The organism is Streptococcus mitis (assembly GCF_946190285.1).
In the GTDB taxonomy this organism is placed as follows: Bacteria; Bacillota; Bacilli; order Lactobacillales; family Streptococcaceae; genus Streptococcus; species Streptococcus mitis_CP.
Window position 1 is genome coordinate 98,155 of the sequence record NZ_CAMHZX010000005.1, and the last position, 21,882, is coordinate 120,036.

The 21,882-nt window shown below is 40.2% G+C and carries 21 protein-coding genes; 14 read left to right on the forward strand and 7 right to left on the reverse strand.

The window, feature by feature from the left end; translation table 11 throughout:
• The first annotated feature begins 3 nt into the window (after nucleotides 1–3).
• From N8L39_RS07455 to N8L39_RS07495, 9 genes are all read left to right on the forward strand, one after another.
• On the forward strand, nucleotides 4–210 hold the full coding sequence (locus N8L39_RS07455; RefSeq protein ID WP_004238559.1) for a helix-turn-helix transcriptional regulator: 207 nt from the start codon (nucleotides 4–6) through the stop codon (nucleotides 208–210).
• A complete protein-coding gene (locus tag N8L39_RS07460) occupies nucleotides 210–407 on the forward strand; it encodes a hypothetical protein (RefSeq protein ID WP_033682914.1) in 198 nt (65 codons plus the stop codon). Before N8L39_RS07455 ends, N8L39_RS07460 begins: the two co-directional genes overlap by 1 nt.
• Nucleotides 404–1,150 carry a DUF3169 family protein gene (locus N8L39_RS07465; RefSeq protein ID WP_419991711.1) on the forward strand — a complete coding sequence of 249 codons (747 nt, stop codon included), beginning with the start codon at nucleotides 404–406 and terminating at the stop codon, nucleotides 1,148–1,150. The genes N8L39_RS07460 and N8L39_RS07465 overlap by 4 nt, the downstream gene beginning before the upstream one ends.
• Before the next feature lie 10 nt (nucleotides 1,151–1,160).
• Nucleotides 1,161–1,985: an ABC transporter ATP-binding protein gene (locus N8L39_RS07470; protein WP_261010569.1), complete on the forward strand. Its 825-nt coding sequence runs from the start codon at nucleotides 1,161–1,163 to the stop codon at nucleotides 1,983–1,985.
• Nucleotides 1,978–2,676, forward strand: coding sequence for an ABC transporter permease (locus N8L39_RS07475; protein ID WP_261010570.1), 699 nt, complete (start codon nucleotides 1,978–1,980; stop codon nucleotides 2,674–2,676). Before N8L39_RS07470 ends, N8L39_RS07475 begins: the two co-directional genes overlap by 8 nt.
• 9 nt (nucleotides 2,677–2,685) lie before the next feature.
• The gene (locus N8L39_RS07480; protein ID WP_261010571.1) at nucleotides 2,686–3,327 is read left to right on the forward strand and encodes a CPBP family intramembrane glutamic endopeptidase; all 642 of its coding nucleotides are present in this window, start codon (nucleotides 2,686–2,688) and stop codon (nucleotides 3,325–3,327) included.
• A 17-nt stretch (nucleotides 3,328–3,344) separates the two neighbouring features.
• Nucleotides 3,345–3,575, forward strand: a complete 231-nt coding sequence (locus tag N8L39_RS07485; protein ID WP_000832184.1) for a hypothetical protein — start codon at nucleotides 3,345–3,347, stop codon at nucleotides 3,573–3,575.
• Between the two features lie 154 nt (nucleotides 3,576–3,729).
• Entirely contained in the window at nucleotides 3,730–5,493 is a 1,764-nt protein-coding gene (gene aspS, locus N8L39_RS07490) for an aspartate--tRNA ligase (protein WP_261010572.1), read from the forward strand.
• The gene (locus tag N8L39_RS07495; RefSeq protein ID WP_000806276.1) at nucleotides 5,471–6,412 is read left to right on the forward strand and encodes a YitT family protein; all 942 of its coding nucleotides are present in this window, start codon (nucleotides 5,471–5,473) and stop codon (nucleotides 6,410–6,412) included. The genes aspS and N8L39_RS07495 overlap by 23 nt, the downstream gene beginning before the upstream one ends.
• Before the next feature lie 28 nt (nucleotides 6,413–6,440).
• Here N8L39_RS07495 and N8L39_RS07500 read toward each other — a convergent pair whose 3' ends face one another.
• The 5 genes from N8L39_RS07500 to N8L39_RS07520 all read right to left on the reverse strand — a co-directional run bounded on the left by N8L39_RS07500 (nucleotide 6,441) and on the right by N8L39_RS07520 (nucleotide 12,053).
• Nucleotides 6,441–7,427, reverse strand: a complete 987-nt coding sequence (locus N8L39_RS07500; protein WP_261010573.1) for a LacI family DNA-binding transcriptional regulator — start codon at nucleotides 7,425–7,427, stop codon at nucleotides 6,441–6,443.
• A gap of 9 nt (nucleotides 7,428–7,436) precedes the next feature.
• Nucleotides 7,437–8,237 carry a DUF1189 domain-containing protein gene (locus N8L39_RS07505; RefSeq protein WP_261010574.1) on the reverse strand — a complete coding sequence of 267 codons (801 nt, stop codon included), beginning with the start codon at nucleotides 8,235–8,237 and terminating at the stop codon, nucleotides 7,437–7,439.
• A gap of 297 nt (nucleotides 8,238–8,534) precedes the next feature.
• Nucleotides 8,535–9,377 (reverse strand): sugar ABC transporter permease, encoded by an 843-nt coding sequence (locus N8L39_RS07510; protein ID WP_001065647.1) that lies wholly within the window; start codon nucleotides 9,375–9,377, stop codon nucleotides 8,535–8,537.
• Between the two features lies 1 nt (nucleotide 9,378).
• Nucleotides 9,379–10,671 (reverse strand): carbohydrate ABC transporter permease, encoded by a 1,293-nt coding sequence (locus tag N8L39_RS07515; RefSeq protein WP_049500516.1) that lies wholly within the window; start codon nucleotides 10,669–10,671, stop codon nucleotides 9,379–9,381.
• Between the two features lie 110 nt (nucleotides 10,672–10,781).
• Complete coding sequence (locus N8L39_RS07520) at nucleotides 10,782–12,053, reverse strand: maltodextrin ABC transporter substrate-binding protein (RefSeq protein WP_000095474.1); 1,272 nt, start codon at nucleotides 12,051–12,053, stop codon at nucleotides 10,782–10,784.
• A gap of 479 nt (nucleotides 12,054–12,532) precedes the next feature.
• Between N8L39_RS07520 and malQ the strand changes: the two genes are divergently transcribed.
• From malQ to N8L39_RS07535, 3 genes are all read left to right on the forward strand, one after another.
• On the forward strand, nucleotides 12,533–14,050 hold the full coding sequence (gene malQ / locus N8L39_RS07525) for a 4-alpha-glucanotransferase (protein WP_000747274.1): 1,518 nt from the start codon (nucleotides 12,533–12,535) through the stop codon (nucleotides 14,048–14,050).
• A gap of 25 nt (nucleotides 14,051–14,075) precedes the next feature.
• Entirely contained in the window at nucleotides 14,076–16,334 is a 2,259-nt protein-coding gene (gene glgP / locus N8L39_RS07530; protein ID WP_261010575.1) for a glycogen/starch/alpha-glucan family phosphorylase, read from the forward strand.
• 395 nt (nucleotides 16,335–16,729) lie between these two features.
• Complete coding sequence (locus N8L39_RS07535) at nucleotides 16,730–16,936, forward strand: membrane protein (RefSeq protein WP_045606609.1); 207 nt, start codon at nucleotides 16,730–16,732, stop codon at nucleotides 16,934–16,936.
• Between the two features lie 105 nt (nucleotides 16,937–17,041).
• On the opposite strand, the gene N8L39_RS07540 is transcribed toward N8L39_RS07535, so the two are convergent.
• A complete protein-coding gene (locus tag N8L39_RS07540) occupies nucleotides 17,042–17,890 on the reverse strand; it encodes a putative RNA methyltransferase (RefSeq protein ID WP_261010576.1) in 849 nt (282 codons plus the stop codon).
• A 256-nt stretch (nucleotides 17,891–18,146) separates the two neighbouring features.
• Between N8L39_RS07540 and N8L39_RS07545 the strand changes: the two genes are divergently transcribed.
• Both N8L39_RS07545 and N8L39_RS07550 read left to right on the forward strand, forming a co-directional pair.
• Nucleotides 18,147–18,425 carry a DUF6110 family protein gene (locus tag N8L39_RS07545; protein ID WP_000910903.1) on the forward strand — a complete coding sequence of 93 codons (279 nt, stop codon included), beginning with the start codon at nucleotides 18,147–18,149 and terminating at the stop codon, nucleotides 18,423–18,425.
• A gap of 1 nt (nucleotide 18,426) precedes the next feature.
• The gene (locus N8L39_RS07550; protein ID WP_261010577.1) at nucleotides 18,427–20,490 is read left to right on the forward strand and encodes a heavy metal translocating P-type ATPase; all 2,064 of its coding nucleotides are present in this window, start codon (nucleotides 18,427–18,429) and stop codon (nucleotides 20,488–20,490) included.
• Nucleotides 20,491–20,567: 77 nt separating this feature from the next.
• On the opposite strand, the gene tyrS is transcribed toward N8L39_RS07550, so the two are convergent.
• Nucleotides 20,568–21,824, reverse strand: coding sequence for a tyrosine--tRNA ligase (gene tyrS, locus N8L39_RS07555; protein ID WP_261010578.1), 1,257 nt, complete (start codon nucleotides 21,822–21,824; stop codon nucleotides 20,568–20,570).
• Nucleotides 21,825–21,882 lie beyond the last annotated feature (58 nt).

A 21,882-nucleotide genomic window follows, 5' to 3' on the forward strand; every position in this document is an offset into this window, starting at 1 on the left:
AATATGCAACTAAAAAATCGTCTAAAAGAGCTTCGGGCTCGCGATAGTCTCAATCAAACCGACCTAGCCAAGCTGGCAGGGGTTTCCAGACAGACCGTTAGCCTACTAGAACGGGATGAGTACACCCCATCCATTATCATTGCCCTGAAAATATCTCACATTTTCAACGAAACAGTCGAATCGGTATTTCGCTTGGAGGAGGACGAGTGATGAACAAGTATAAAGTGATTTATTATGTAGTTGCCATAGCTTTATTAGTCAGCGTGTGTCTACTAATTGGAACAAATCTAGGATGGTTTGATCTCTATTACAGCGACCAATTTATCTGGGCCTACTTTGCTCTTATCCCAGTCGTTGACTGGATTGAAAAGAAAGCAAACAATTTAGCAAGTGAAAAAGGAGAATGAATATGAAAAAGAATAAGAAAGGTGGATTGTTATTTTTAATGTCTGTTGTCTTTGGAGGCTTCTTGGGCATGTTTGTAGGGATGTTTAAGGCACGTGCCGAATCCAACGGAATTATTTTAGATGTAAAACCCTTGATACCATGGCTATCAGCTATCAGCTTACTACTAGCCGTCATTATTCTTTTTTTGACTTTCAATTTCCTAAAGAAAAGCAGAAAATTTCATTCCTTGTATCAAGAGGAAATGGATGATGATCTGAATGAAACCTATTATGTGCAGATGTATCGGAATCTCGAGTTTGGAACCATTGCTTTTAATATTGCAAGCGTAGCAATTTCATTGTCTATTTTTCTCTCATTAAATGAAGTGGTTATATTGCATACAGGCCACCAAACATTTTCCCTCTCTTTCGTAGTCTTTGTGCTATCCTTAGTCGCTCAAAAATCTCTTTTTAAAACAATTGCGATTGTTCGTCAGTTTGATTTGGCATTTTTCTCTACACCAAAGGATGTCTTGGACTATATCAATTCTTATGATGAAGGGGAGCGCCAGGCTAATTTTGAACAGAGTTTTCGGATTTTATTCCAATTAAACCAATATGTCTTACCAGCCTTATATGTTTTTCTTATTATCATTTCTTTCTTGACAGGAGAGATTCAACTACTAGCCTTCTTGCTTGTAGGAGCCATCCATGTTTATATCAATGTGATGCAGTTGCCTATGGTAAAACGTTATTTCAAATAAAGGAGTTTCTATGATTCGTGTTGAAAATGTAAGCAAAAGTTTTGGGAGCAAAAAAGCTCTTCATCAGATTTCTTTTGAGATTAAGGAAGGTGAAATCTTTGGTTTTCTTGGGCCTTCTGGTTCAGGTAAAACAACCATGATCAACGTCTTAACAGGTCAGTTGGCTGCAGATCAAGGTAAAACAGTTTTGTTAGGCAAGGATTCTCAAGATTTAACCTCAAATGATTTGGAACAAATTGGTATAGTTAGTGATGGCAGTGGTTTTTATGAAAAGATGAGTCTTTACAAAAATCTTCTCATCTATGCTAAGCTATATGGTCTCAAGTCAGATAGAGTAAATCAGGTGCTCCAACAGGTTGGATTAGCAGATGCTAAAGATATTATCGCAGAAAAGTTATCTACAGGAATGAAACAACGAATGTTCTTGGCTCGTGCCCTTCTGAATGCTCCTAAGATTCTTTTCCTAGATGAGCCAACCAGTGGCTTAGACCCTACAACATCTAAGATGATTCATACCCTACTTCAAGAATTAAAGCAGGCGGGGACAACTATCTTTTTGACCACGCATGATATGAATGAGGCAACTCTGCTTTGTGATCGCTTATCTCTTTTAAATAAGGGTAACTTAATAGAGTATGGAAGTCCGCAAGATATTATTCAGAAGTATCATGTGGATAAGAAAGTACATGTGGTTTATAACGATGGACGAGAACAGATAGTTCCATTTGAAGAATTACCATATTTAGACACGACAGATTTGATGGTGGTTCACTCTTGTGAGCCAACTTTAGAAGAAATCTTTATCAGATTGACAGGAGAAAAGTTAGATGTTTAGAAAATTAAATGCCCTACTATGGTTAAGATTACAAGTTCTTATCAGCAATTCAACTTTGTTAGCAACTTTATTGATGCCTTTTGGTACTGCTGTTCTATATAATGAACTTTCAAATAAGAATGGACAATTGAGCCTATTTTTACTATCTGCTAGCTTGACGATGGTCTTGAGCATGGGAAGTGGTTATATGGTATCGATTATGATGGCAGAAGATAAGGAAAAACGAAATCTCAAATCACTCATTCTAAGTGGTGTGACAGCAACAGAATATACTTTCAGTATGCTCGTTCTCCCTATTTTGATAATGTTGGTTGCGATGATTGTACTTCCCATCTATCTTAAAGTAGATGTATCTGGTTATTTATTTGCCTATGCTATCTATTTGCTCCTAGCAACTATTTGTATTATTTTTCTCAACCTTCTAATAGGTGCGGTGTCAGATACTCAATCTAAAGCGCAAGTCTATAGTATCTTTCCTATGTTAATTGTCTCTATTTTACCCATGATTGCTTCTCAAAATGATACGGTTCAAAAAGTGTTGGATTACTCGTTCGTTGGTCCTATTGTAAATCTTTTAAATAAAAAAGGTGGAGAAATATCTTTTTCTAACATCGGTATGTTACTTGCATGGGTACTTGTGTTAGGGATAGCAAACCTCTTTGTATTGAAAAACAGCTATAAAGCAAGATAGGAGATCTTTATGAAACTACTTAAAAACCTTGGCTGGTTTCTTCTAGCTGTTCTATCCTTTTTATTCATCTATGGCTTCATTCAGGTGCTCGCGACTACGTCGCTTGCCTTAGGCGGTTCACCCTATGCTGTGACCTTGCTCTATGTGGCCTTGGCTGGAGTTTATGTGTACGGCATTTACAAATGGTATCAGAAAGGTCCTGTTCGTATTGAGAAGAGTGGCTTCAACCGATTTATTTGGCTTCCTGCCTTGGTTTGGTTCTTATCTCTGGTTGTCCAGTTTTTCTTGCCAAATGATCCTTCAGTAAATCAGCAAATAGCGATAGACTTGACCTTGTCTCAACCACTTTTCTCATTCTTTGCGGTCGTTATTTTTGCTCCTTTGACGGAAGAACTTATCTTTAGAGGGATGTTAGCACGCTACCTCTTTCCTAAGCAGGACAATAGGAAACAAACTCTGATTTTTCTTCTGGTATCCAGTGTTCTGTTTGCCTTGATTCATTTCCCAGGTGATGTGCAACAATTTTTTGTCTATTTTAGCCTTGGTTTTAGTTTGGGCTTGGCTTATATTAGCAGAAAAGGTCTGGTCTACAGTATTTCTCTCCACGCTTTGAATAATTTAGTCGGCTTTTTGATGATTCTCATGCTATAATAGAGTCAGGAGGTCACATGAAACGAGTAATTTTATTAGCAGTGATTCAAGCAGTCGTTCTATTTTTCATCATTGGAGCGCTAGCTTATGCCTTTAAGGGCGATTTCTTCTACAACTATCTAGCAGTTGTCTTTGCTCCTATTGCAGGTGTCTTGCGCTTTGGGACAGCTTACACAACGGAGATTGTCTTGCCTCGAAAGGCAGCTGAAATTGCAGAAAAACGTAAAGCAGGCAAAAATTCAAAATAAAAGAGTCCGATGAACTTCATCGGATTTTTGTATGGGCGTCAATTTTTAGAGTCTTCACTTGATTTTTAAAGACTGGCAAACTTTTCTGATGATTTTCATGAAGAGCCTGCGCTTTTATGGTAAAATAGTAACAGAATAAAAGAGGAGAGAAATAATGAAACGTAGTATGTATGCTGGTCGTGTTCGTGAGGAACACATCGGACAAGAAATGACCTTGAAAGGATGGGTTGGCCGTCGTCGTGACCTTGGTGGTTTGATCTTTATCGACCTTCGTGACCGTGAAGGAATCATGCAGTTGGTTATCAACCCTGAAAAAGTCTCTGCAGAGGTCATGGCAACAGCTGAAAGCCTTCGTAGTGAATTTGTTATCGAGGTGACTGGTCAGGTCGCTGCGCGTGAGCAAGCCAATGATAAGTTACCAACTGGTGCAGTTGAGTTAAACGTGACAGCTCTGACAGTGCTGAATACGGCTAAGACAACCCCATTTGAGATTAAGGATGGCATTGAGGCCAATGACGATACACGTTTGCGTTACCGTTACCTTGACCTTCGTCGTCCAGAAATGTTGGAAAATCTTAAACTTCGTGCTAAGGTGACCCACTCTATCCGCAACTACTTGGATGAGTTGGAGTTTATCGACGTGGAGACACCATTCCTTTCTAAGTCAACGCCTGAAGGGGCGCGTGACTATTTGGTGCCATCTCGTGTTAATAAAGGGCATTTTTACGCGCTTCCTCAAAGTCCGCAAATCACTAAGCAGTTATTGATGAATGCTGGTTTTGACCGTTACTACCAAATCGTTAAATGTTTCCGTGACGAGGACTTGCGTGGTGACCGCCAGCCTGAGTTCACACAGGTTGACTTGGAAACATCTTTCCTTACTGAGCAAGAAATCCAAGATATCACAGAAGGCTTGATTGCGCGTGTCATGAAGGAAACAAAAGGCATTGAAGTCACTCTGCCTTTCCCACGTATGAAGTATGATGACGCTATGGCTCTTTACGGTTCTGACAAGCCTGATACTCGTTTTGACATGTTGCTTCAGGACCTGACAGAAGTGGTCAAAGGTGTAGACTTTAAAGTCTTTTCAGAAGCACCTGCTGTAAAAGCAATTGTAGTCAAAGGAGCTGCGGACAACTATTCACGTAAAGACATTGACAAAATGACGGAAGTAGCCAAACAATATGGTGCCAAAGGTCTTGCTTGGGTCAAGGTTGTTGATGGAGAATTAAACGGACCAGTTGCCAAGTTCTTGACTGGTATCCAAGAAGAATTGACAACAGCGCTTGCTCTTGAAGATAAGGACTTGGTTCTCTTTGTGGCGGATACGCTTGAAGTGGCCAATGCAACTCTTGGTGCCCTTCGTGGACGTATTGCCAAAGAGCTTGGTTTGATTGACAATGATAAATTCAACTTCCTTTGGGTGGTTGACTGGCCAATGTTTGAATGGTCTGAAGAAGAAGGCCGCTACATGAGTGCTCACCATCCGTTCACCCTTCCACAGGAAGAGACTGCTCACGAATTAGAAGGTGATTTGGCTAAGGTTCGTGCCATTGCTTACGATATCGTCTTGAACGGTTATGAACTTGGTGGTGGTAGCCTTCGTATCAACCAAAAAGATCTTCAAGAACGCATGTTCAAGGCTCTTGGTTTCTCAGCCGAAGAAGCAAATGACCAGTTTGGCTTCCTTCTTGAAGCCATGGACTATGGTTTCCCACCACACGGTGGCTTGGCTATCGGGCTTGACCGATTTGTCATGCTTTTAGCAGGGGAAGAAAATATCCGTGAAGTTATTGCCTTTCCTAAGAACAACAAGGCAAGTGACCCAATGACACAAGCTCCTTCAACAGTAGCTCTCAAACAACTAGAGGAACTCAGCTTACAAGTAGAAGAAGATGAAACAAGCAAAACGAATTAAGCGGTGGCGCTATTATCTGCGCCGCTTTGCTCATCAGATAAAAATTTTACGTGTCTTACAAAGCATCTCTCGCGAAAAATATGATGAGAAGATTTCGGCCTCTCTGGTCTATGGTTTTTTATCAGCAGTAGCGGTCAATTTCTTTTTCCAACCAGGTCATGTGTATTCGAGTGGTGCGACAGGTCTGGCACAGATTATCTCTGCCTTGAGTAATCACTGGTTTGGTTTTCATATTCCGATTTCGCTGACCTTCTACGCCATTAATTTTCCTTTGATGGTCTTGGCTTGGTATCAGATTGGCCATAAGTTCACCGTCTTTACCTTTATCACGGTATCCATGAGTTCTTTCTTTATCCAGTTTGTCCCTGTGGCGACCTTGACGGAGGATCCTATTATCAATGCCCTTTTTGGGGGTGTTGTCATGGGCTTGGGGATTGGTTTTGCTCTTCGAAACAATATCTCCAGTGGTGGAACGGATATCGTCAGTTTGACTATTCGCAAGAAAACAGGTAAGAATGTCGGTAGTATTTCTTTCTTGGTAAATGGGACCATCATGCTGATAGCAGGTTTGACCTTTGGTTGGAAATACGCTCTCTACTCTATGATTACCATCTTTGTCTCTAGCCGTGTGACAGACGCTGTCTTTACCAAGCAAAAACGCATGCAGGCCATGATTGTGACTAATCATCCAGACAAGGTAATTGAAAAAATCCATAAAAAATTGCACCGCGGAGCAACCATGATTCACGATGCAGAAGGAACCTATAATCACGAAAGAAAGGCAGTTTTAATCACTGTCATTACACGTGCAGAGTTTAATGAATTTAAACAGATTATGAAACAGGTGGATCCAGGTGCCTTTGTCTCTGTATCTGAGAATGTTCATATTCTGGGACGATTCGTTGAAACAGAAAATTAGTAACTAAAAAACCAGCGCGAGCTGGTTTTTATTTTTCAATAATTTTGTGGGCAATTAACTGACGGTAACAAATTTGCTTATTGCTTTTAGCATCGTTGATAATTTGGAGGATGGTTTCAAGGGAAACACGACCAAGTTCTAGGCTATTGATATCAACATAGGCCGCCAAGTTGAGCTTGGGATTGACTGAGTCGAAACTGAGAACAGGGACATCCAGTTGGTGCTTAGCGATATAGTCACAGACCCCCTCAGCTAGGAGACTATCGGTTGTAATGATAGCATCAATCTGTGGGTCATGCTGAAAGAGGAGTTGGCTAAACTGATACCCTTTTTCTTCTAGAAATTCATTTGCAAAGTAGGTCAGATTGTCATCAAGAGGCAGTTTGTATTGCTTGAGTGCGGACTCATAGCCTGTTAAACGGTCTTGCGTTACGAAGAGTCGCTTAGTTCCTCCAATGAAGGCAATTCGTTTGCAGCCTTTTTTGATAAAATATTCGGTTGCATCAAAACCAGCTTGGACATTGTCATTATCTACAAGAGGGATAAAGGGTGAAATGGATTTTCCTAGGATGAGGAAGGGGAACTGCTCATCAGCGACCAGCTTGACCAAGGGATCCTCCTCTTCGGCATAAAGGAAGATTAAACCATCCACACGTTTACCGTAAACCATCTGTGAAATAGCTTTAAGGCGCTCTTTTTCATCTTTACCTGTTGCAATCTGAATAGCGTAGTGGTTTTCAGATGCGACTTGGGCGATACCACGGAGGACAGATGGGAAGAAAGGATTTTGATAGAAGGCGTCTGAGTCGTCAGGAAGAACCAAGCCGATAACTTGGGTATAACTGCTTACCAAACTACGAGCGTTGAGGTTGGGGTGGTAATTGAGCTCCTTCATAGCCTTACGAACACGTTTTTTTGTTTCGTCGCTAATGGTTGATTTGTTTTGAATAACACGGGTTACGGTTGAAGGCGAAACACCAGCAGCCTTGGCCACGTCTTTAATCGTAACGGGCATAAAAATCTCCTATTTATGGTAATCTGGATCACGGAAATGCGTTTTATAAAAGATAGTGACCAGATACAGAACAAAAAGAATGTTTTGTACAGTAATGAGAGTTGTCATATTTTGGCCAAAGAGTCCCAAAATAAGCGTAATTAGAGTAGGTAATCCTAAACAGTTCAAGATAAAATGGTAGCACTCTTTAAAGGTCCTAAATGAAAAGAGGCGTGATTTCTTAGTGATATAAAGGAGAAGACTAGCTCCTAGAGAGACAATGAAGAAATTCAAACCAAAGAGGAAGCTCGCACCGAGAACTAGGAAGAGGCTGATATAGACACGATTCTGCTGATACCAGTCTTTAGAAATGGCTTGGGTCAAGCTGTCTTTGTTTTTGAAACTTTCAGTCTCAATCGCTCGGTAAGAGACACGGGTCAGTTCTTTACTTTCCTTGCTGATGACGAGCTCATTCGTATCGAAATGCAGTTGCAAGTCCTTAGGTAATTCCTTACTTTGACTTGGACCGATTAAAAGAGAAGGGGCTTGACTAGCTGTTCCTGTATAAATTAATTTGCCATCAACAATTGTAGCATGTTCAGAGAGATCCTGGACAACCTTATCTGTCAATGGTTCATAGACATTATCAATAAAGGTTTCTAGCGGATAAGTCTCCTGTGAGCTGTTTTGGATGGCAATGGGTACCATAGACAAGCTGATAAGGAAGATACTGGTAAAGAGAAGCTGAAACCAGTTGAGCCCGAAACGTTTGGACAGGGGCTTACGAAATCCCCAAATACTTGAAAAATAGGAAAATGGATATGGAAGCATAGGTATCTTTCTAAAAGGTGTTTTCTATATGAGTATTATTATATAGAGAAATGTGCTTTATTTCAAGTCTAGGAGAAAAATTGCTTGTTACAAGGATGTTATTTACAGTAACAATCGCTAATACTCAATGAAAATCAAAGAGCAAACTAGGAAGCTAGCCGCAGGTTGCTCAAAACACTGTTTTGAGGTTGTGGATAGAACTGACGAAGTCAGTAACCGTACTACGGCAAGGTGAAGCTGACGTGGTTTGAAGAGATTCTCGAAGAGTATAAAATGAAAAAGGGTGGCGGGGATATATTATCCCTTGTCGCCACCACTTGTAAGTCCTGAAACAAAGTTCTTTTGTAGGAAGAAGAAGAGAATACAGATTGGAAGGGCAATGAGGATAGCACCTGCTGAGAAGTAGGCAATCTTCAAGTTTTTCACATTGCTAACGAAGGTTTGGAGACCTACGGCAACAGTAAAGTATTCTTTCTCACGAAGCAAGAAACTAGAAAGGATATAGTCTCCAAAAGGTCCCATGAAGGCCCAGAGAGCTTGTACGGCAACCATTGGGCGAACAAGTGGAAGAACAATTTGCCAGAAGCGGCGGAAGTGTCCTGCACCGTCTAGTTTTGCAGATTCGTCTAGAGACATTGGCACTGTATCGAAGTAGCCTTTCATGAGCCAAGCATTCATCGGGATACCACCACCAACGTAGAGGAAGATGAGGAACCAGCTGTGGTTAAGGGCGTTCAACATAAGTGCCATAACGAAGAAGGCTGTCAAAGCGGCCATGGTTGGCACCATTTGGATAATCAAGAAGAAAACCAAACTTTGTTTACGAGCCAAGAAGTTGTAACGGCTGTAGGCATAACCAGCAAGTACGATGATACTTGTTTGAACCGCCATGGTAATCAAGGCGATGATCAAGGTATTGAGATACCAAGTACCGTATAGAGTTTCAGTAAAGAGTCCTTTAAAGTTATCAAAATTGAGGTCGATATTAGTATCTAGTTTAAAGGCTGAGACGTTACCTGCTTTAAAGGCTGACATGATGGTAATCAAAAGTGGATAGATAATCACGATTGATAGGCCAATTAAGTAGAGGTAAGTAAGGGTTTGAGTCAGTCTACGTTTGAGTTTAATTGAGTTATTCATCTTAGACATCCTCCATATCAAATGCGTGTAGTTTCTTGAATGCGATCATAGAGATTGAGATGACAATGATAGAGATAATCAAGGTAACAGCTGCCGCCATTGAGTATTGAGGAGATGTACCTGTTGTCAAACGGTAGATCCATGAGATCAAGATATCGGTTGAACCAGCTCCACCTCCGACACTACCAGGTCCTCCACCATTGAAGAGGTACATGATAGAGAAGTTGTTAAAGTTGAAGGTGTATTGGCTGATCAAAGTAGGTGCTGCAACGGCCAAGATCATTGGGAAAGTGATGTTGCGGAATTTTTGCCAAGCATTGGCACCGTCAATATAAGCTGCTTCGTAAAGGTCGTTAGGAATAGATTGCAAGATACCTAAAGTCAAAACGTAGATGTATGGGAATCCAAGCCAACCTTGCATCATAATCAAGGCAATTTTTGTCCAAGTTGGATCTGTTTTCCAAGGAATAAGAGCACCATCAAGGAAAGGAAGGAATTTAGCCAAGATTGGCAAGACTTGAGTGTTGATGGCTCCGACACTATCGTTAAACATGTTTGAGAATGTCAAGATAGTGATGAAGGCTGGAACAGCCCAAGGAAGAAGGAAAATAACACCAAAGATACGTTTTCCTTTGATAAATGGTTGGTTAGCAATGATAGCTGTGAAGATACCGATTACGATTTGTAAAGTAGAAGCTGCCAAAGCCCAGATGATAGTCCAAGAAAGAACGGCACCGAAGGCAGAACGGAAGGTACTCAAACTCCAGATGTTCGTAAAGTTGGTCAAACCAACCCAGTCCAACAATTTGTTTGGTGGCAAGTGTTGGAAGTCGTAGTTGGTAAAGGCGATCATCAAGGTTACGATAACTGGGAAGATGATCGCAAAAGTCATGGCAACATAAGATGGAATGATCAAGAGGTAAGGGAAGCCATTTTCATAGATTCCTTTGACCATTTCTTTAAAGGTAAGTGCTACTGGTATGCCATTGTTAATGTGTTTGGCAGTTGTATGTGCATCTTTGATATTTGCGAAATAAAAGAGTACATAAACAACTACAAAGATTAAATGGAAGGCACCACGAATCAGCATAAAGAGGGAATTGTCACGACCTGGTTTGTCACCAAGAGTGATGAGATTACTCAATTCAGGGGCTGCAAGTGCTAGGAAGTAGAGGAGAAATACAAGGGTTACACCAAGGAAGATAAAACCTTTTGCTTTTTGTTTATTGTAAATCTGTCCTAACCCAGGAATGATAGACAGCAGGGCTGCTTTACTAGGTTGTTGCTTTTCCATAATAACTCCTTTCATAGGATACTAGTTTCTAGTTAAAACCTAAACTATATATGTTTTCTATTGATAAATTCAAAGGGGGATTTGAATTCCACCCCCCTTGAACAAATTTTTTATTCACCAAATTTTTGTTTGATTGTTTCTTTGATCAATGTTACAGCGTCGTTAGCAGCTGTTTTCGCATCTTTCTTACCACTTACAGCATCAAAGAGCATATTTTTCGCTGGATCCCAAACTGCAGACATTTGAGAGATGTTTGGCATTGGTTGAGCGTTCTTGAACTGTTTGATAACAGCTGTTGTCAACTCATCGTTTTTACCTTCAGCGTATGAACGAGCCTCAGTGTTAGCTGGGATTTCGTTAGTCTTATCGTATAATACTTTTTGTTGTTCAGTTGAAACAAGGAAGTCTACAAATTTTTGAGAAGCTTCAAGGTTCTTAGTGGCTTGAGGGATGACCCAAGCTTTACCACCACCAAATGCAGCATATTCTTTTCCGTTTGGAAGAGTTGGGATAGTCGCAACACCGTAGTTTACTTTAGCATCTTTGAAGGCTTGGGCTTTCCAAGGTCCGTCGATGATAGCAGCTGTTTTACCTTCTTGGAAATGAGTTTGGATTAAGTTGCCAGCACCTTCCGTATCTTGCATACCTTTAGGCCATTTTTCATACCAAGATTTAGCGTATTCTATACCTTTGATAGCGCCGTCGTTGGCAAGACCGATATCTTTAGCGTCCTTACCGTTTTGACCGAATACGTAAGCGCCGTTACCAGCAAGAAGTCCGTATGCATAGTAGAAGTTTGTCCAGTCAGCTAGGAAAGCAGAAGTTTTTCCATCTTCACCAGCGAAGGCATATTTGCTATCTTTAGCAAGGTTTTCTAAGTCAGCAAAAGTTTTTGGAGCTTCTTTTATCAAGTCTTTGTTGTAGTACATAACAAGTGACTCGATAACGGCAGGAGCACCGTAAACTTTACCATTAGCAGCTGTTACAAGAGATTTAGTTGTGTCGTCTGTTTTAGCACCATCGCTCAATTTCACTTCTGAAAGTTGTCCGTCAGAACCAAGGCTACCTACACGGTCGTATGGAGCCATCATAACATCAGGGACATTACCAGATTGGTTGTCAAGAGAAAGTTTATCAAGACCTCCTAGAGCATCACCAGTTTTAAGAGTGACTTTTACTCCAGTTTCTTTTTCATAAGCTTTAGCAACCTCTTCAATATAGCTCTTATATCCCTCGTCTACATATACAGTGAGTTCTTTCGCTTCAGATGAACCAGAATCAGCAGGCTTATCAGCAGTTTTGCTTCCGCAAGCTACCAAAAGCAAGCTAGCAAGTGTAACAGTTCCAAGCACAGCAGCGCTCTTCATGAATTTAGATGACATAGTGTATTCCTCCTAAAGAATAACAAATTTTATAATGAGGAAACGCAAACGTTTTCCTTTATGGGACTAGTATAGCACAATCAGAAAGCGGTTGCAAGTGTTTTTTGTAAAAATTTTTAAAAAAATTGTGAAAAAAAGTAAACGCTTCATCGTCATATAATAGTAGAAAATCCCAAAAATCCGTTTTGTTTTAAATTTAAAAAAAGTTGAGAAAACGATTGCCTAATTTACAAATGGAAGGCAGGGAGAATTCTCTCTTTATTTTTGCTTAATGAGATAAGTGAAACCCTTATTCCTATTTTGTTTGTTGCCTGAAAGAATATATATACGAGTAAGAAGAAAAAATTTTTAAAAAATAATCAAAAAAGTTACTTAAAACCGCTTGCATTTATCAAGAAAATGAGCTATACTAGTAATAGCGCAAACGTTTGCGTTCATAAAAATGTAATATCTAACTATAAACACATGAGGTGCTTATTATGAAAAAACGTCAAAGTGGTGTGTTGATGCACATTTCTTCTCTTCCAGGAGCATACGGAATCGGATCATTTGGTAAAAGTGCTTACGACTTCGTTGATTTCTTGGTTCGCACAAAACAACGTTACTGGCAAATCCTTCCACTAGGAACAACTAGTTACGGAGACTCTCCTTACCAATCTTTCTCAGCCTTCGCAGGGAACACTCATTTTATCGATTTAGATATCTTGGTGGAACAAGGCTTGTTGCAAGCAAGTGATCTTGAAGGAGTTGACTTTGGTAGCGATGCATCTGAAGTTGACTATGCGAAAATCTACTATGCACGTCGTCCTCTTTTAGAAAAAGCGGTAAAACGTTTCTTGGAAGTGGGAGATGTTAAAGATTTTGAGAAATTTGCTCAAGACAACCAATCATGGCTTGAACTCTTTGCAGAGTATATGGCTATCAAGGAGCATTTTGACAATCTTGCTTGGACTGAATGGCCAGATGCAGATGCTCGTGCTCGTAAAGCTTCAGCACTTGAAAGCTACCGTGAGCAATTGGCAGACAAGTTGGTTTACCACCGTGTGACTCAATACTTCTTCTTCCAACAATGGTTGAAATTGAAAGCTTACGCTAACGACAACCACATCGAAATCGTTGGAGACATGCCAATCTACGTAGCGGAAGATTCAAGCGATATGTGGGCAAATCCACATCTCTTCAAGACAGATGTCAACGGTAAGGCGACTTGCATCGCAGGATGCCCACCAGATGAATTTTCTGCAACTGGTCAGCTTTGGGGTAACCCAATCTATGACTGGGAAGCAATGGACAAAGATGGTTACAAATGGTGGATTGAACGCTTGCGTGAAAGCTTCAAAATCTATGACATCGTTCGTATAGACCACTTCCGTGGTTTCGAATCTTACTGGGAAATCCCTGCTGGTTCTGATACAGCAGCACCTGGTGAGTGGGTGAAAGGTCCTGGCTACAAGCTTTTTGCAGCCGTTAAGGAAGAGCTTGGTGAGCTAAACATCATCGCAGAAGACCTTGGTTTCATGACAGATGAAGTTATCGAATTGCGTGAACGTACTGGCTTCCCAGGAATGAAGATTCTTCAATTTGCTTTCAACCCAGAAGACGAAAGCATCGATAGCCCACACTTGGCACCTGCTAACTCAGTTATGTACACAGGAACACACGATAACAATACGGTCCTTGGTTGGTACCGTAACGAGATCGATGATGCGACTCGTGAATACATGGCTCGCTACACTAACCGTAAAGAATACGAAACAGTGCCACATGCTATGCTTCGTACAGTCTTTTCATCAGTTAGCTTCATGGCAATTGCAACTATGCAAGATTTGCTAGAATTGGATGAGGCAGCTCGTATGAACTTCCCATCTACCCTTGGTGGAAACTGGTCTTGGCGTATGACTGAAGATCAATTGACACCAGCTGTCGAGGAAGGCTTGCTTGACTTGACAACAATCTATCGCCGAATCAATGAAAATTTGGTAGAATTAAAGAAATAATACAATATCAGGAGACACCTTAAACATGTTATCACTACAAGAATTTGTACAAAATCGTTACAATAAAACCATTGCAGAATGTAGCAATGAAGAGCTTTATCTTGCTCTTCTTAACTACAGCAAGCTTGCAAGCAGTCAAAAACCAGTTAACACTGGTAAGAAAAAAGTTTACTACATCTCAGCTGAGTTCTTGATTGGTAAACTTTTGTCAAACAACTTGATCAACCTTGGTCTTTACGACGATGTTAAAAAAGAACTTGCAGCTGCAGGTAAAGATTTGATTGAAGTAGAAGAAGTTGAATTGGAACCATCTCTTGGTAATGGTGGTTTGGGACGTTTGGCTGCCTGCTTTATCGACTCAATTGCTACTCTTGGTTTGAACGGTGACGGTGTTGGTCTTAACTACCACTTTGGTCTTTTCCAACAAGTTCTTAAAAACAACCAACAAGAAACAATTCCAAATGCATGGTTGACAGAGCAAAACTGGTTGGTTCGCTCAAGCCGTAGCTACCAAGTGCCATTCGCTCACTTCACATTGACATCTACTCTTTACGATATCGATGTACCTGGTTACAAGACAGAAACTAAGAACCGCTTGCGTTTGTTTGACTTGGATTCAGTTGATTCTTCAATCATTAAAGACGGTATCAACTTTGACAAGACAGATATCGCTCGCAACTTGACTCTTTTCCTATACCCAGATGATAGTGACCGTCAAGGTGAATTGCTCCGTATCTTCCAACAATACTTCATGGTTTCAAACGGTGCGCAATTGATCATCGACGAAGCAATTGAAAAAGGAAGCAACTTGCATGACCTTGCTGACTACGCAGTTGTACAAATCAACGATACTCACCCATCAATGGTGATCCCTGAATTGATCCGTCTTTTGACTGCACGTGGTATCGAGCTTGACGAAGCAATCTCAATCGTTCGTAGCATGACTGCCTACACTAACCATACAATCCTTGCTGAAGCCCTTGAAAAATGGCCTCTTGAATTCTTGCAAGAAGTGGTTCCTCACTTGGTACCAATCATTGAAGAATTGGACCGTCGTGTGAAAGCAGAAGTGAAAGATCCAGCTGTTCAAATCATTGACGAGAGCGGACGTGTTCACATGGCTCACATGGATATCCACTACGGATACAGTGTTAACGGGGTAGCAGCACTCCACACTGAAATCTTGAAAAACTCTGAGTTGAAAGCTTTCTACGACCTTTACCCAGAAAAATTCAACAACAAAACAAACGGTATCACTTTCCGTCGTTGGCTCATGCATGCTAACCCAAGCTTGTCTCACTACTTGGATGAGATTCTTGGAGAAGGTTGGCACCATGAAGCAGATGAGCTTGAAAAACTCTTGTCTTATGAAGACAAAGTAGCTGTCAAAGAAAAATTGGAAAGCATCAAGGCTCACAACAAACGTAAATTGGCTCGTCACTTGAAAGAACACCAAGGTGTGGAAATCAATCCAAACTCTATCTTTGACATCCAAATCAAACGTCTTCACGAGTACAAACGCCAACAAATGAACGCTTTGTATGTGATCCACAAATACCTTGACATCAAAGCTGGTAACATCCCTGCTCGTCCAATCACAATCTTCTTTGGTGGTAAAGCAGCTCCAGCCTACACAATCGCTCAAGACATCATCCACTTGATCCTTTGCATGTCAGAAGTTATTGCTAACGATCCAGCAGTAGCTCCACACTTGCAAGTAGTTATGGTTGAAAACTACAACGTTACTGCAGCAAGCTTCCTTATCCCAGCATGTGATATCTCAGAACAAATCTCACTTGCTTCTAAAGAAGCTTCAGGTACTGGTAACATGAAATTCATGTTGAACGGAGCTTTGACTCTTGGTACTATGGACGGTGCTAACGTGGAAATCGCTGAGTTGGTTGGCGACGAAAACATCTACATCTTCGGTGAAGATTCAGAAACTGTTATTGACCTTTACGCAAAAGCAGCTTACAAATCAAGCGAATTCTATGCTCGTGAAGCTATCAAACCATTGGTTGATTTCATCGTTAGCGATGCAGTTCTTGCAGCTGGAAACAAAGAGCGCTTGGAACGTCTTTACAATGAATTGATCAACAAAGACTGGTTCATGACTCTTCTTGACTTGGAAGACTACATCAAAGTCAAAGAGCAAATGCTTGCTGACTACGAAGACCGTGACGCATGGTTGGATAAAGTCATCGTTAACATTTCTAAAGCAGGATTCTTCTCATCTGACCGTACAATCGCTCAGTACAACGAAGATATCTGGCACTTGAACTAATACTCTTCGAAAATCAAATTCAAACCACGTCAGCGTTGCCTTGCCGTAGGTATGGTTACTGACTTCGTCAGTTCTATCCACAACCTCAAAACAGTGTTTTGAGCAACCTGCGGCTAGCTTCCTAGTTTGCTCTTTGATTTTCATTGAGTATAAGATACAAATTCATACTAATACATTTTGTAAAAAAGCGAGTTTCGATTGAAATTCGCTTTTTTGAATGCTGTGGATTTGAGTCAATCTTGAATTAAAAAGAGAGAAATCATAGACACATTGAACGCTTAAAATGCTGTTTTTACAACCTTTAAGGCTCGAAATCTACTTAAAAATTACCTCATATCTCTTGTATTCGCTTACATAAAGTATTATAATATGATTATAGGAAAGAAGGTGTTCTTATGTGGAAAAAATATTTTTCAAAATATAAATGGACGGATTTATTTTGGATTCTATTTGTTATTTTAACATGCCTCTTGGCGGGTAATAGTAATCTTTACCCCCTTACCCATCAAGAAATCTCTTATCATGGGTGCTTATCGGGAATTACACTTGCCTTATTTCACTTGCTATTTATTGATAAGTTTGTTATTTCGAATCGAAAATAAATGGAGAAGCTAAAAGCTTTAAATGTTTTAGACTTTTGGGATAGATAGTTTAAAAATTGAAATTTAAAACCGCAGATCTTCTTGAAATGCGGTTTTTTGTGTCAATTATAGTACTCTCCCAACCAGAATCTCAGCTTCAATAGTAATCTCTGTCAGTTGGCTCCAGTCAATTTTGCTCTGATCAACGTGAAAGAGTAGAGGAGTCATGCTGAGTAGAGCTTGGAGCTGATCTGCTGTGATAGTCATAGTCAGAGAGGTAGTTTGACTAGATAGGATGGTAAAGTGTTCTTGGAAATGATTTTTGATATCTTGGTTGGAATAGTCCTTGTTTGTCAGCTGGTCTTGTACCTTCTGACGGATTTCCTTGAGGTGATTTTTAGTTGGAATAACCTTTATCAAGATACCGTCTTTGGATAAAACGCGACGAAATTCTCCGTAATTGGCAGGGGAAAAGATATCAAGTAAGATATCCATGCTGGCGTCTTTTATAGGAAGACGAGCTAGGTCGCCAACGAACCAATTGACTGCCCAGTTGGGTTCGCTCTTGGCAGCGATTTGGACTGAATCTTTGGAAATATCAAAGGCATAGAAGGTTTTGTCAGGATGACTTTCTTGGAGTTTGCGAGAATAGAATCCTTCGCCACAACCGATATCTAAAATTGTTTTGGCATTTTTTGAGTTTGAAAGTAAATCAGAGACGACCTCTAGAATAGCCTGATAAAAGCCGGCTTCTAGGATTTGTTGACGGTTTTGAAAATTTTCCTTGTCGTAGTTAGCAGATTGCTTGATTTGAGGGGCTAGATTGACATAGCCGAATTTCGCCAAGTCAAAAGAATGACGGTTGTAGCACTTGAAACTAGTCTCTAGCAGAGTCAGATTTTCTTGACAGATAGGACAGGCAAAGGCAGTCGCAGAAGCAAAACGCTGAAGTTTGGGTTTGAGATTTGTATTCATAGTTTAAGTGTATCAAAAGAGGCAAATGAAAGCAACTTTAGGAGTAAGTAGATGGGAGATTCAGTAGAAATAAAACTAATACTCTTCGAAAATCTCTTCAAACCACGTCAACGTCGCCTTGCCGTACTCAAGCACAGCCTGCGGCTAGTTTCCTAGTTTGCTCTTTGATTTTCATTGAGTATAATTCTCCAATTTATAAAATGGAATTGCTTTTATATCTAAATTGCTATATAATAATGATAAGGAGGAAATAAGTATGTTAAAAGAAGTATTAAGCGTTGCAAAAGTTGCGAAAAAATCATCACTCTTTTTGGGTGGTGTCGCATTTGGTACCCTTGGCTTGAAAATCTTAGCAAGTAAGGAAGCCAAAAAAGGTTATTCTAAAGCTTTGGCTAAGGCTTACAAGTTGAAAGACGAGCTAGATGCATCTGTTTCTGTCGTGAAGCAACATGGAGACGATGTCTTGCAAGATGCTAAATATTTGTACGAGCAAGAGAAAAAAGAAGAGCAATTAGATAGCCTTATAGGAGAATAATATGTCTTTTAAAGTGCTACATAGAGGATACCAACATATCCGACTATCATCTTCTTTTTCACTCACCTTGGATATTCAAGACTATCTTCGTTCCTTGGCTAGAGATGAAAAGGGGATTGAGTCTATCCAGTTTTACATGGATCAACAGCACTTTACTCTACGTATAAAAGAAGGCTTTTCTGTATTAGATAATGCAGAAGCCTTTTTAAAAAGAATTGATAAAGGGAAAGTTTCTGAGTTGATGACTCTTCCCATTCGTAGAGAAGAGAGTGCTTATTCTATTGTTTCAGGTGCAGCGATTAAGCGTATGATTTTTCGTAGTTTTGTGCCGTATCCTATTCGCTATATATGGACTTGTTATCAGGCTTTGGGTTATATTAGAGAAGCCTATCAAACACTAGCGCGTAAGGAACTAACGATGGAAGTCTTGGACTGTTCGGCGATTTTATTGTCCTTGTTTATGAACCAATCCAAGACAGCTAGCAATATCATGTTTATGCTTGATTTGGGGAATCATTTAGATCAGTGGTCCTTGAAAAAAACTGCAACAGATTTAGAACAAAGCCTTCTTGCAAAAGAGAGCGATGTATTCCTAGTACAGGGCGATACGGTTGTTAGTATCAAGAGTTCCGATGTTCAAATAGGAGATGTTTTAATCTTATCTCAAGGAAATGAAATTCTGTTTGATGGACAAGTAGTTTCAGGTTTAGGTATGGTCAACGAAAGTTCCTTGACAGGAGAGAGTTTTCCAGTTGAAAAAAGAGAGTCTGATTTGGTTTGTGCAAATACAGTATTAGAAACTGGAGAGTTACGCATTCGTGTAACCGATAATCAGATGAACAGCCGGATTTTACAACTGATTGAGTTAATGAAGAAATCTGAAGAAAACAAGAAAACGAAACAACGCTATTTCATCAAGATGGCGGATAAGGTCGTCAAATATAATTTCTTGGGGGCTGGGCTAACTTACCTATTGACAGGTTCTTTTTCTAAGGCTATTTCTTTCCTATTGGTCGATTTCTCCTGCGCTTTGAAAATTTCTACTCCTGTAGCTTATTTAACAGCTATCAAGGAGGGGTTGAACCGTGAAATGGTGATTAAGGATGGGGATGTTCTGGAGAAATATCTGGAAGTTGATACTTTCTTGTTTGATAAGACGGGAACAATCACAACTAGCTATCCTATAGTTGAAAAGGTGTTACCTTTTGGGGACTATAGTGAGGAAGATATTCTCAGAATCAGTGCCTGTCTTGAGGAACACATTTATCATCCTATTGCTAATGCCATCGTCAAGCAAGCTGAGATAGAGGGGATTGAACATGAGGAAATGCATGGGAAACTCCAATATATCGCAAGCAAGGGGATCAAATCTCATATAGATGGGCAACCAGTTCTTATTGGGAATTATGTTTTGATGCAGGATGAGCAAATTCATATCAGTTCAGAACAAAATGCTTTAATTGAAGAGTACAAGAGTCACTACAATCTCTTATTCTTGGCTTATCAGAATGAATTGATTGGAATGTTCTGCATTCATACTCCTTTGAGAAAAGAAGCAAAAGCAGCCTTGGAGAAACTTAAGGCACAAGGAAAAAAATTGATTCTGGCAACAGGGGACACCTTGGTTAGGACAGAGGAATTAGTCAAAGATTTGCCCTTTGATCAGGTCTATACAGACTTGAAACCTGATGGGAAATTTGAGTTAGTAGAGGAACTGCAGAAAGCAGGTCACACTATTTTGATGGTTGGGGATGGGTTGAATGACTCAGCTGCTCTAACCCTATCAGATATCGGTGTGGTGATGAATGAGAGTGCAGATATTTCTAAGCAGATGAGTGATATCTTATTGTTAGATAATCGCTTGGATTTCTTCCAAGAGTTGGATTCGCTATCATCATCTTTGCAAATACTCATCAAGAAGAATATTCAAGATACTGTTGTCGTAAATAGTAGTTTGATTGGCTTTGGCTTATTTAATTGGCTCAGTCCTTCAAATCTCTCTATCTTACATAATCTAACAACCTTGCGCATTGTCCTGCGTAGTCTGTCTATTAAAAATAGATAGATGATAGTTATTAACAGAAAAAAGGAGTTACCTTTCTCGAGGTTAACTCCTTTGTTTATAGATAAATGTTGAATAGTTTAGTAAGTCAATACAAAGTATTTTTTCTTACCGCGACGGATAACAGTGAGTTCGTTTTCTAACTTATCTGTATCACTCAAGATATAGTCAAGGTCTTGGATACGATCGCCATTTACGTAGATAGCTCCATTTTGGACATCTTCACGGGCTTGGCGTTTTGAGTTAACCACACCAGATGAAACGAGCAGTTCCACGATATTGTGGTTTTCATCTGCTTGAACTTGGTAGTTTGGCACTCCACGAAGTCCTTGTTTGAGTTCTTTGACAGAAAGGTTTTTGATGTTTCCAGCAAAGAGTTGCTCAGTGATGTTGAGGGCTTCTTTGTAGGCTTCTTCTCCGTGAACAAGAGTGACAACTTCACGAGCCAAGACTTTTTGAGCCAAGCGTTCGTGTGGAGCAGCTTCAAACTGTTTACGGATGTCTTCAATCTCATCAAGTGACAAGAAAGTAAAGATTTTCAAGAAGCGAACAGCGTCAGCGTCCATAACATTCATCCAGAATTGGTACATTTCGTATGGAGAAGTCTTTTCAGGATTGAGCCAGACTGCGTTTCCTTCTGATTTACCAAACTTCTTACCAGTAGCATCTGTGATCAATGGAACAGTAATAACGTGACCAGTCTTGTCAGACTTACGACGAAGCAATTCGGTACCAGCTGTCATATTTCCCCACTGGTCAGAACCACCGATTTGAAGCGTTACGTTGTGGTCTTGGTTAAGGACGAAGAAGTCGTAACCTTGCATGATTTGGTAAGCAAACTCAGTGTAAGAAATCCCTGTTTCGATCCGTTTTTTAACAGACTCTTTACTCATCATGTAGTTGACAGTGAAGTATTTTCCGATATCACGGAGGAAGTCAATGAAGCTGATGCTGCCAAACCAGTCGTAGTTGTTGACCATGACAGCTTTATTTTCGCCATTTTCAAAGTCAAGAAAACGAGAAAGTTGTCCTTGGATAGACTTGACCCAGCCATTTACTGTGTCTTTTGTTTGGAGACTACGTTCAGCATCTTTGAAGGACGGATCTCCGATGAGACCTGTAGCACCGCCAACGAGCGCATAAGGTTTGTGACCTGCTAGTTGCAAGCGACGACTTGTCAAGATTGCGACAAGGTGGCCTAGGTGAAGGCTGTCAGCAGTTGGATCGTAGCCAGTATAATAAGAAACTTGACCTTCTTCTAGGGCTTTACGCAAAGCTTCTTCATCAGTCGTTTGAAAAATCAAACCACGCTCTTTTAGCTCATCAAAAATGTGCATGTGTCTTTTCTCCTTTTTAAAAATATTGTTTCTACCTATTGTATCACAAACTTGGGCA

Coding starts and splice junctions, on each gene's coding strand:
- N8L39_RS07455 (WP_004238559.1), top strand. CDS start 4: ATGCAACTAAAAAATCGTCTAAAAGAGCTTCGGGCTCGCGATAGTCTC.
- N8L39_RS07460 (WP_033682914.1), top strand. CDS start 210: ATGAACAAGTATAAAGTGATTTATTATGTAGTTGCCATAGCTTTATTA.
- N8L39_RS07465 (WP_419991711.1), top strand. CDS start 404: ATGAATATGAAAAAGAATAAGAAAGGTGGATTGTTATTTTTAATGTCT.
- N8L39_RS07470 (WP_261010569.1), top strand. CDS start 1,161: ATGATTCGTGTTGAAAATGTAAGCAAAAGTTTTGGGAGCAAAAAAGCT.
- N8L39_RS07475 (WP_261010570.1), top strand. CDS start 1,978: ATGTTTAGAAAATTAAATGCCCTACTATGGTTAAGATTACAAGTTCTT.
- N8L39_RS07480 (WP_261010571.1), top strand. CDS start 2,686: ATGAAACTACTTAAAAACCTTGGCTGGTTTCTTCTAGCTGTTCTATCC.
- N8L39_RS07485 (WP_000832184.1), top strand. CDS start 3,345: ATGAAACGAGTAATTTTATTAGCAGTGATTCAAGCAGTCGTTCTATTT.
- aspS (WP_261010572.1), top strand. CDS start 3,730: ATGAAACGTAGTATGTATGCTGGTCGTGTTCGTGAGGAACACATCGGA.
- N8L39_RS07495 (WP_000806276.1), top strand. CDS start 5,471: ATGAAACAAGCAAAACGAATTAAGCGGTGGCGCTATTATCTGCGCCGC.
- N8L39_RS07500 (WP_261010573.1), bottom strand. CDS start 7,427: ATGCCCGTTACGATTAAAGACGTGGCCAAGGCTGCTGGTGTTTCGCCT.
- N8L39_RS07505 (WP_261010574.1), bottom strand. CDS start 8,237: ATGCTTCCATATCCATTTTCCTATTTTTCAAGTATTTGGGGATTTCGT.
- N8L39_RS07510 (WP_001065647.1), bottom strand. CDS start 9,377: ATGAATAACTCAATTAAACTCAAACGTAGACTGACTCAAACCCTTACT.
- N8L39_RS07515 (WP_049500516.1), bottom strand. CDS start 10,671: ATGGAAAAGCAACAACCTAGTAAAGCAGCCCTGCTGTCTATCATTCCT.
- N8L39_RS07520 (WP_000095474.1), bottom strand. CDS start 12,053: ATGTCATCTAAATTCATGAAGAGCGCTGCTGTGCTTGGAACTGTTACA.
- malQ (WP_000747274.1), top strand. CDS start 12,533: ATGAAAAAACGTCAAAGTGGTGTGTTGATGCACATTTCTTCTCTTCCA.
- glgP (WP_261010575.1), top strand. CDS start 14,076: ATGTTATCACTACAAGAATTTGTACAAAATCGTTACAATAAAACCATT.
- N8L39_RS07535 (WP_045606609.1), top strand. CDS start 16,730: ATGTGGAAAAAATATTTTTCAAAATATAAATGGACGGATTTATTTTGG.
- N8L39_RS07540 (WP_261010576.1), bottom strand. CDS start 17,890: ATGAATACAAATCTCAAACCCAAACTTCAGCGTTTTGCTTCTGCGACT.
- N8L39_RS07545 (WP_000910903.1), top strand. CDS start 18,147: ATGTTAAAAGAAGTATTAAGCGTTGCAAAAGTTGCGAAAAAATCATCA.
- N8L39_RS07550 (WP_261010577.1), top strand. CDS start 18,427: ATGTCTTTTAAAGTGCTACATAGAGGATACCAACATATCCGACTATCA.
- tyrS (WP_261010578.1), bottom strand. CDS start 21,824: ATGCACATTTTTGATGAGCTAAAAGAGCGTGGTTTGATTTTTCAAACG.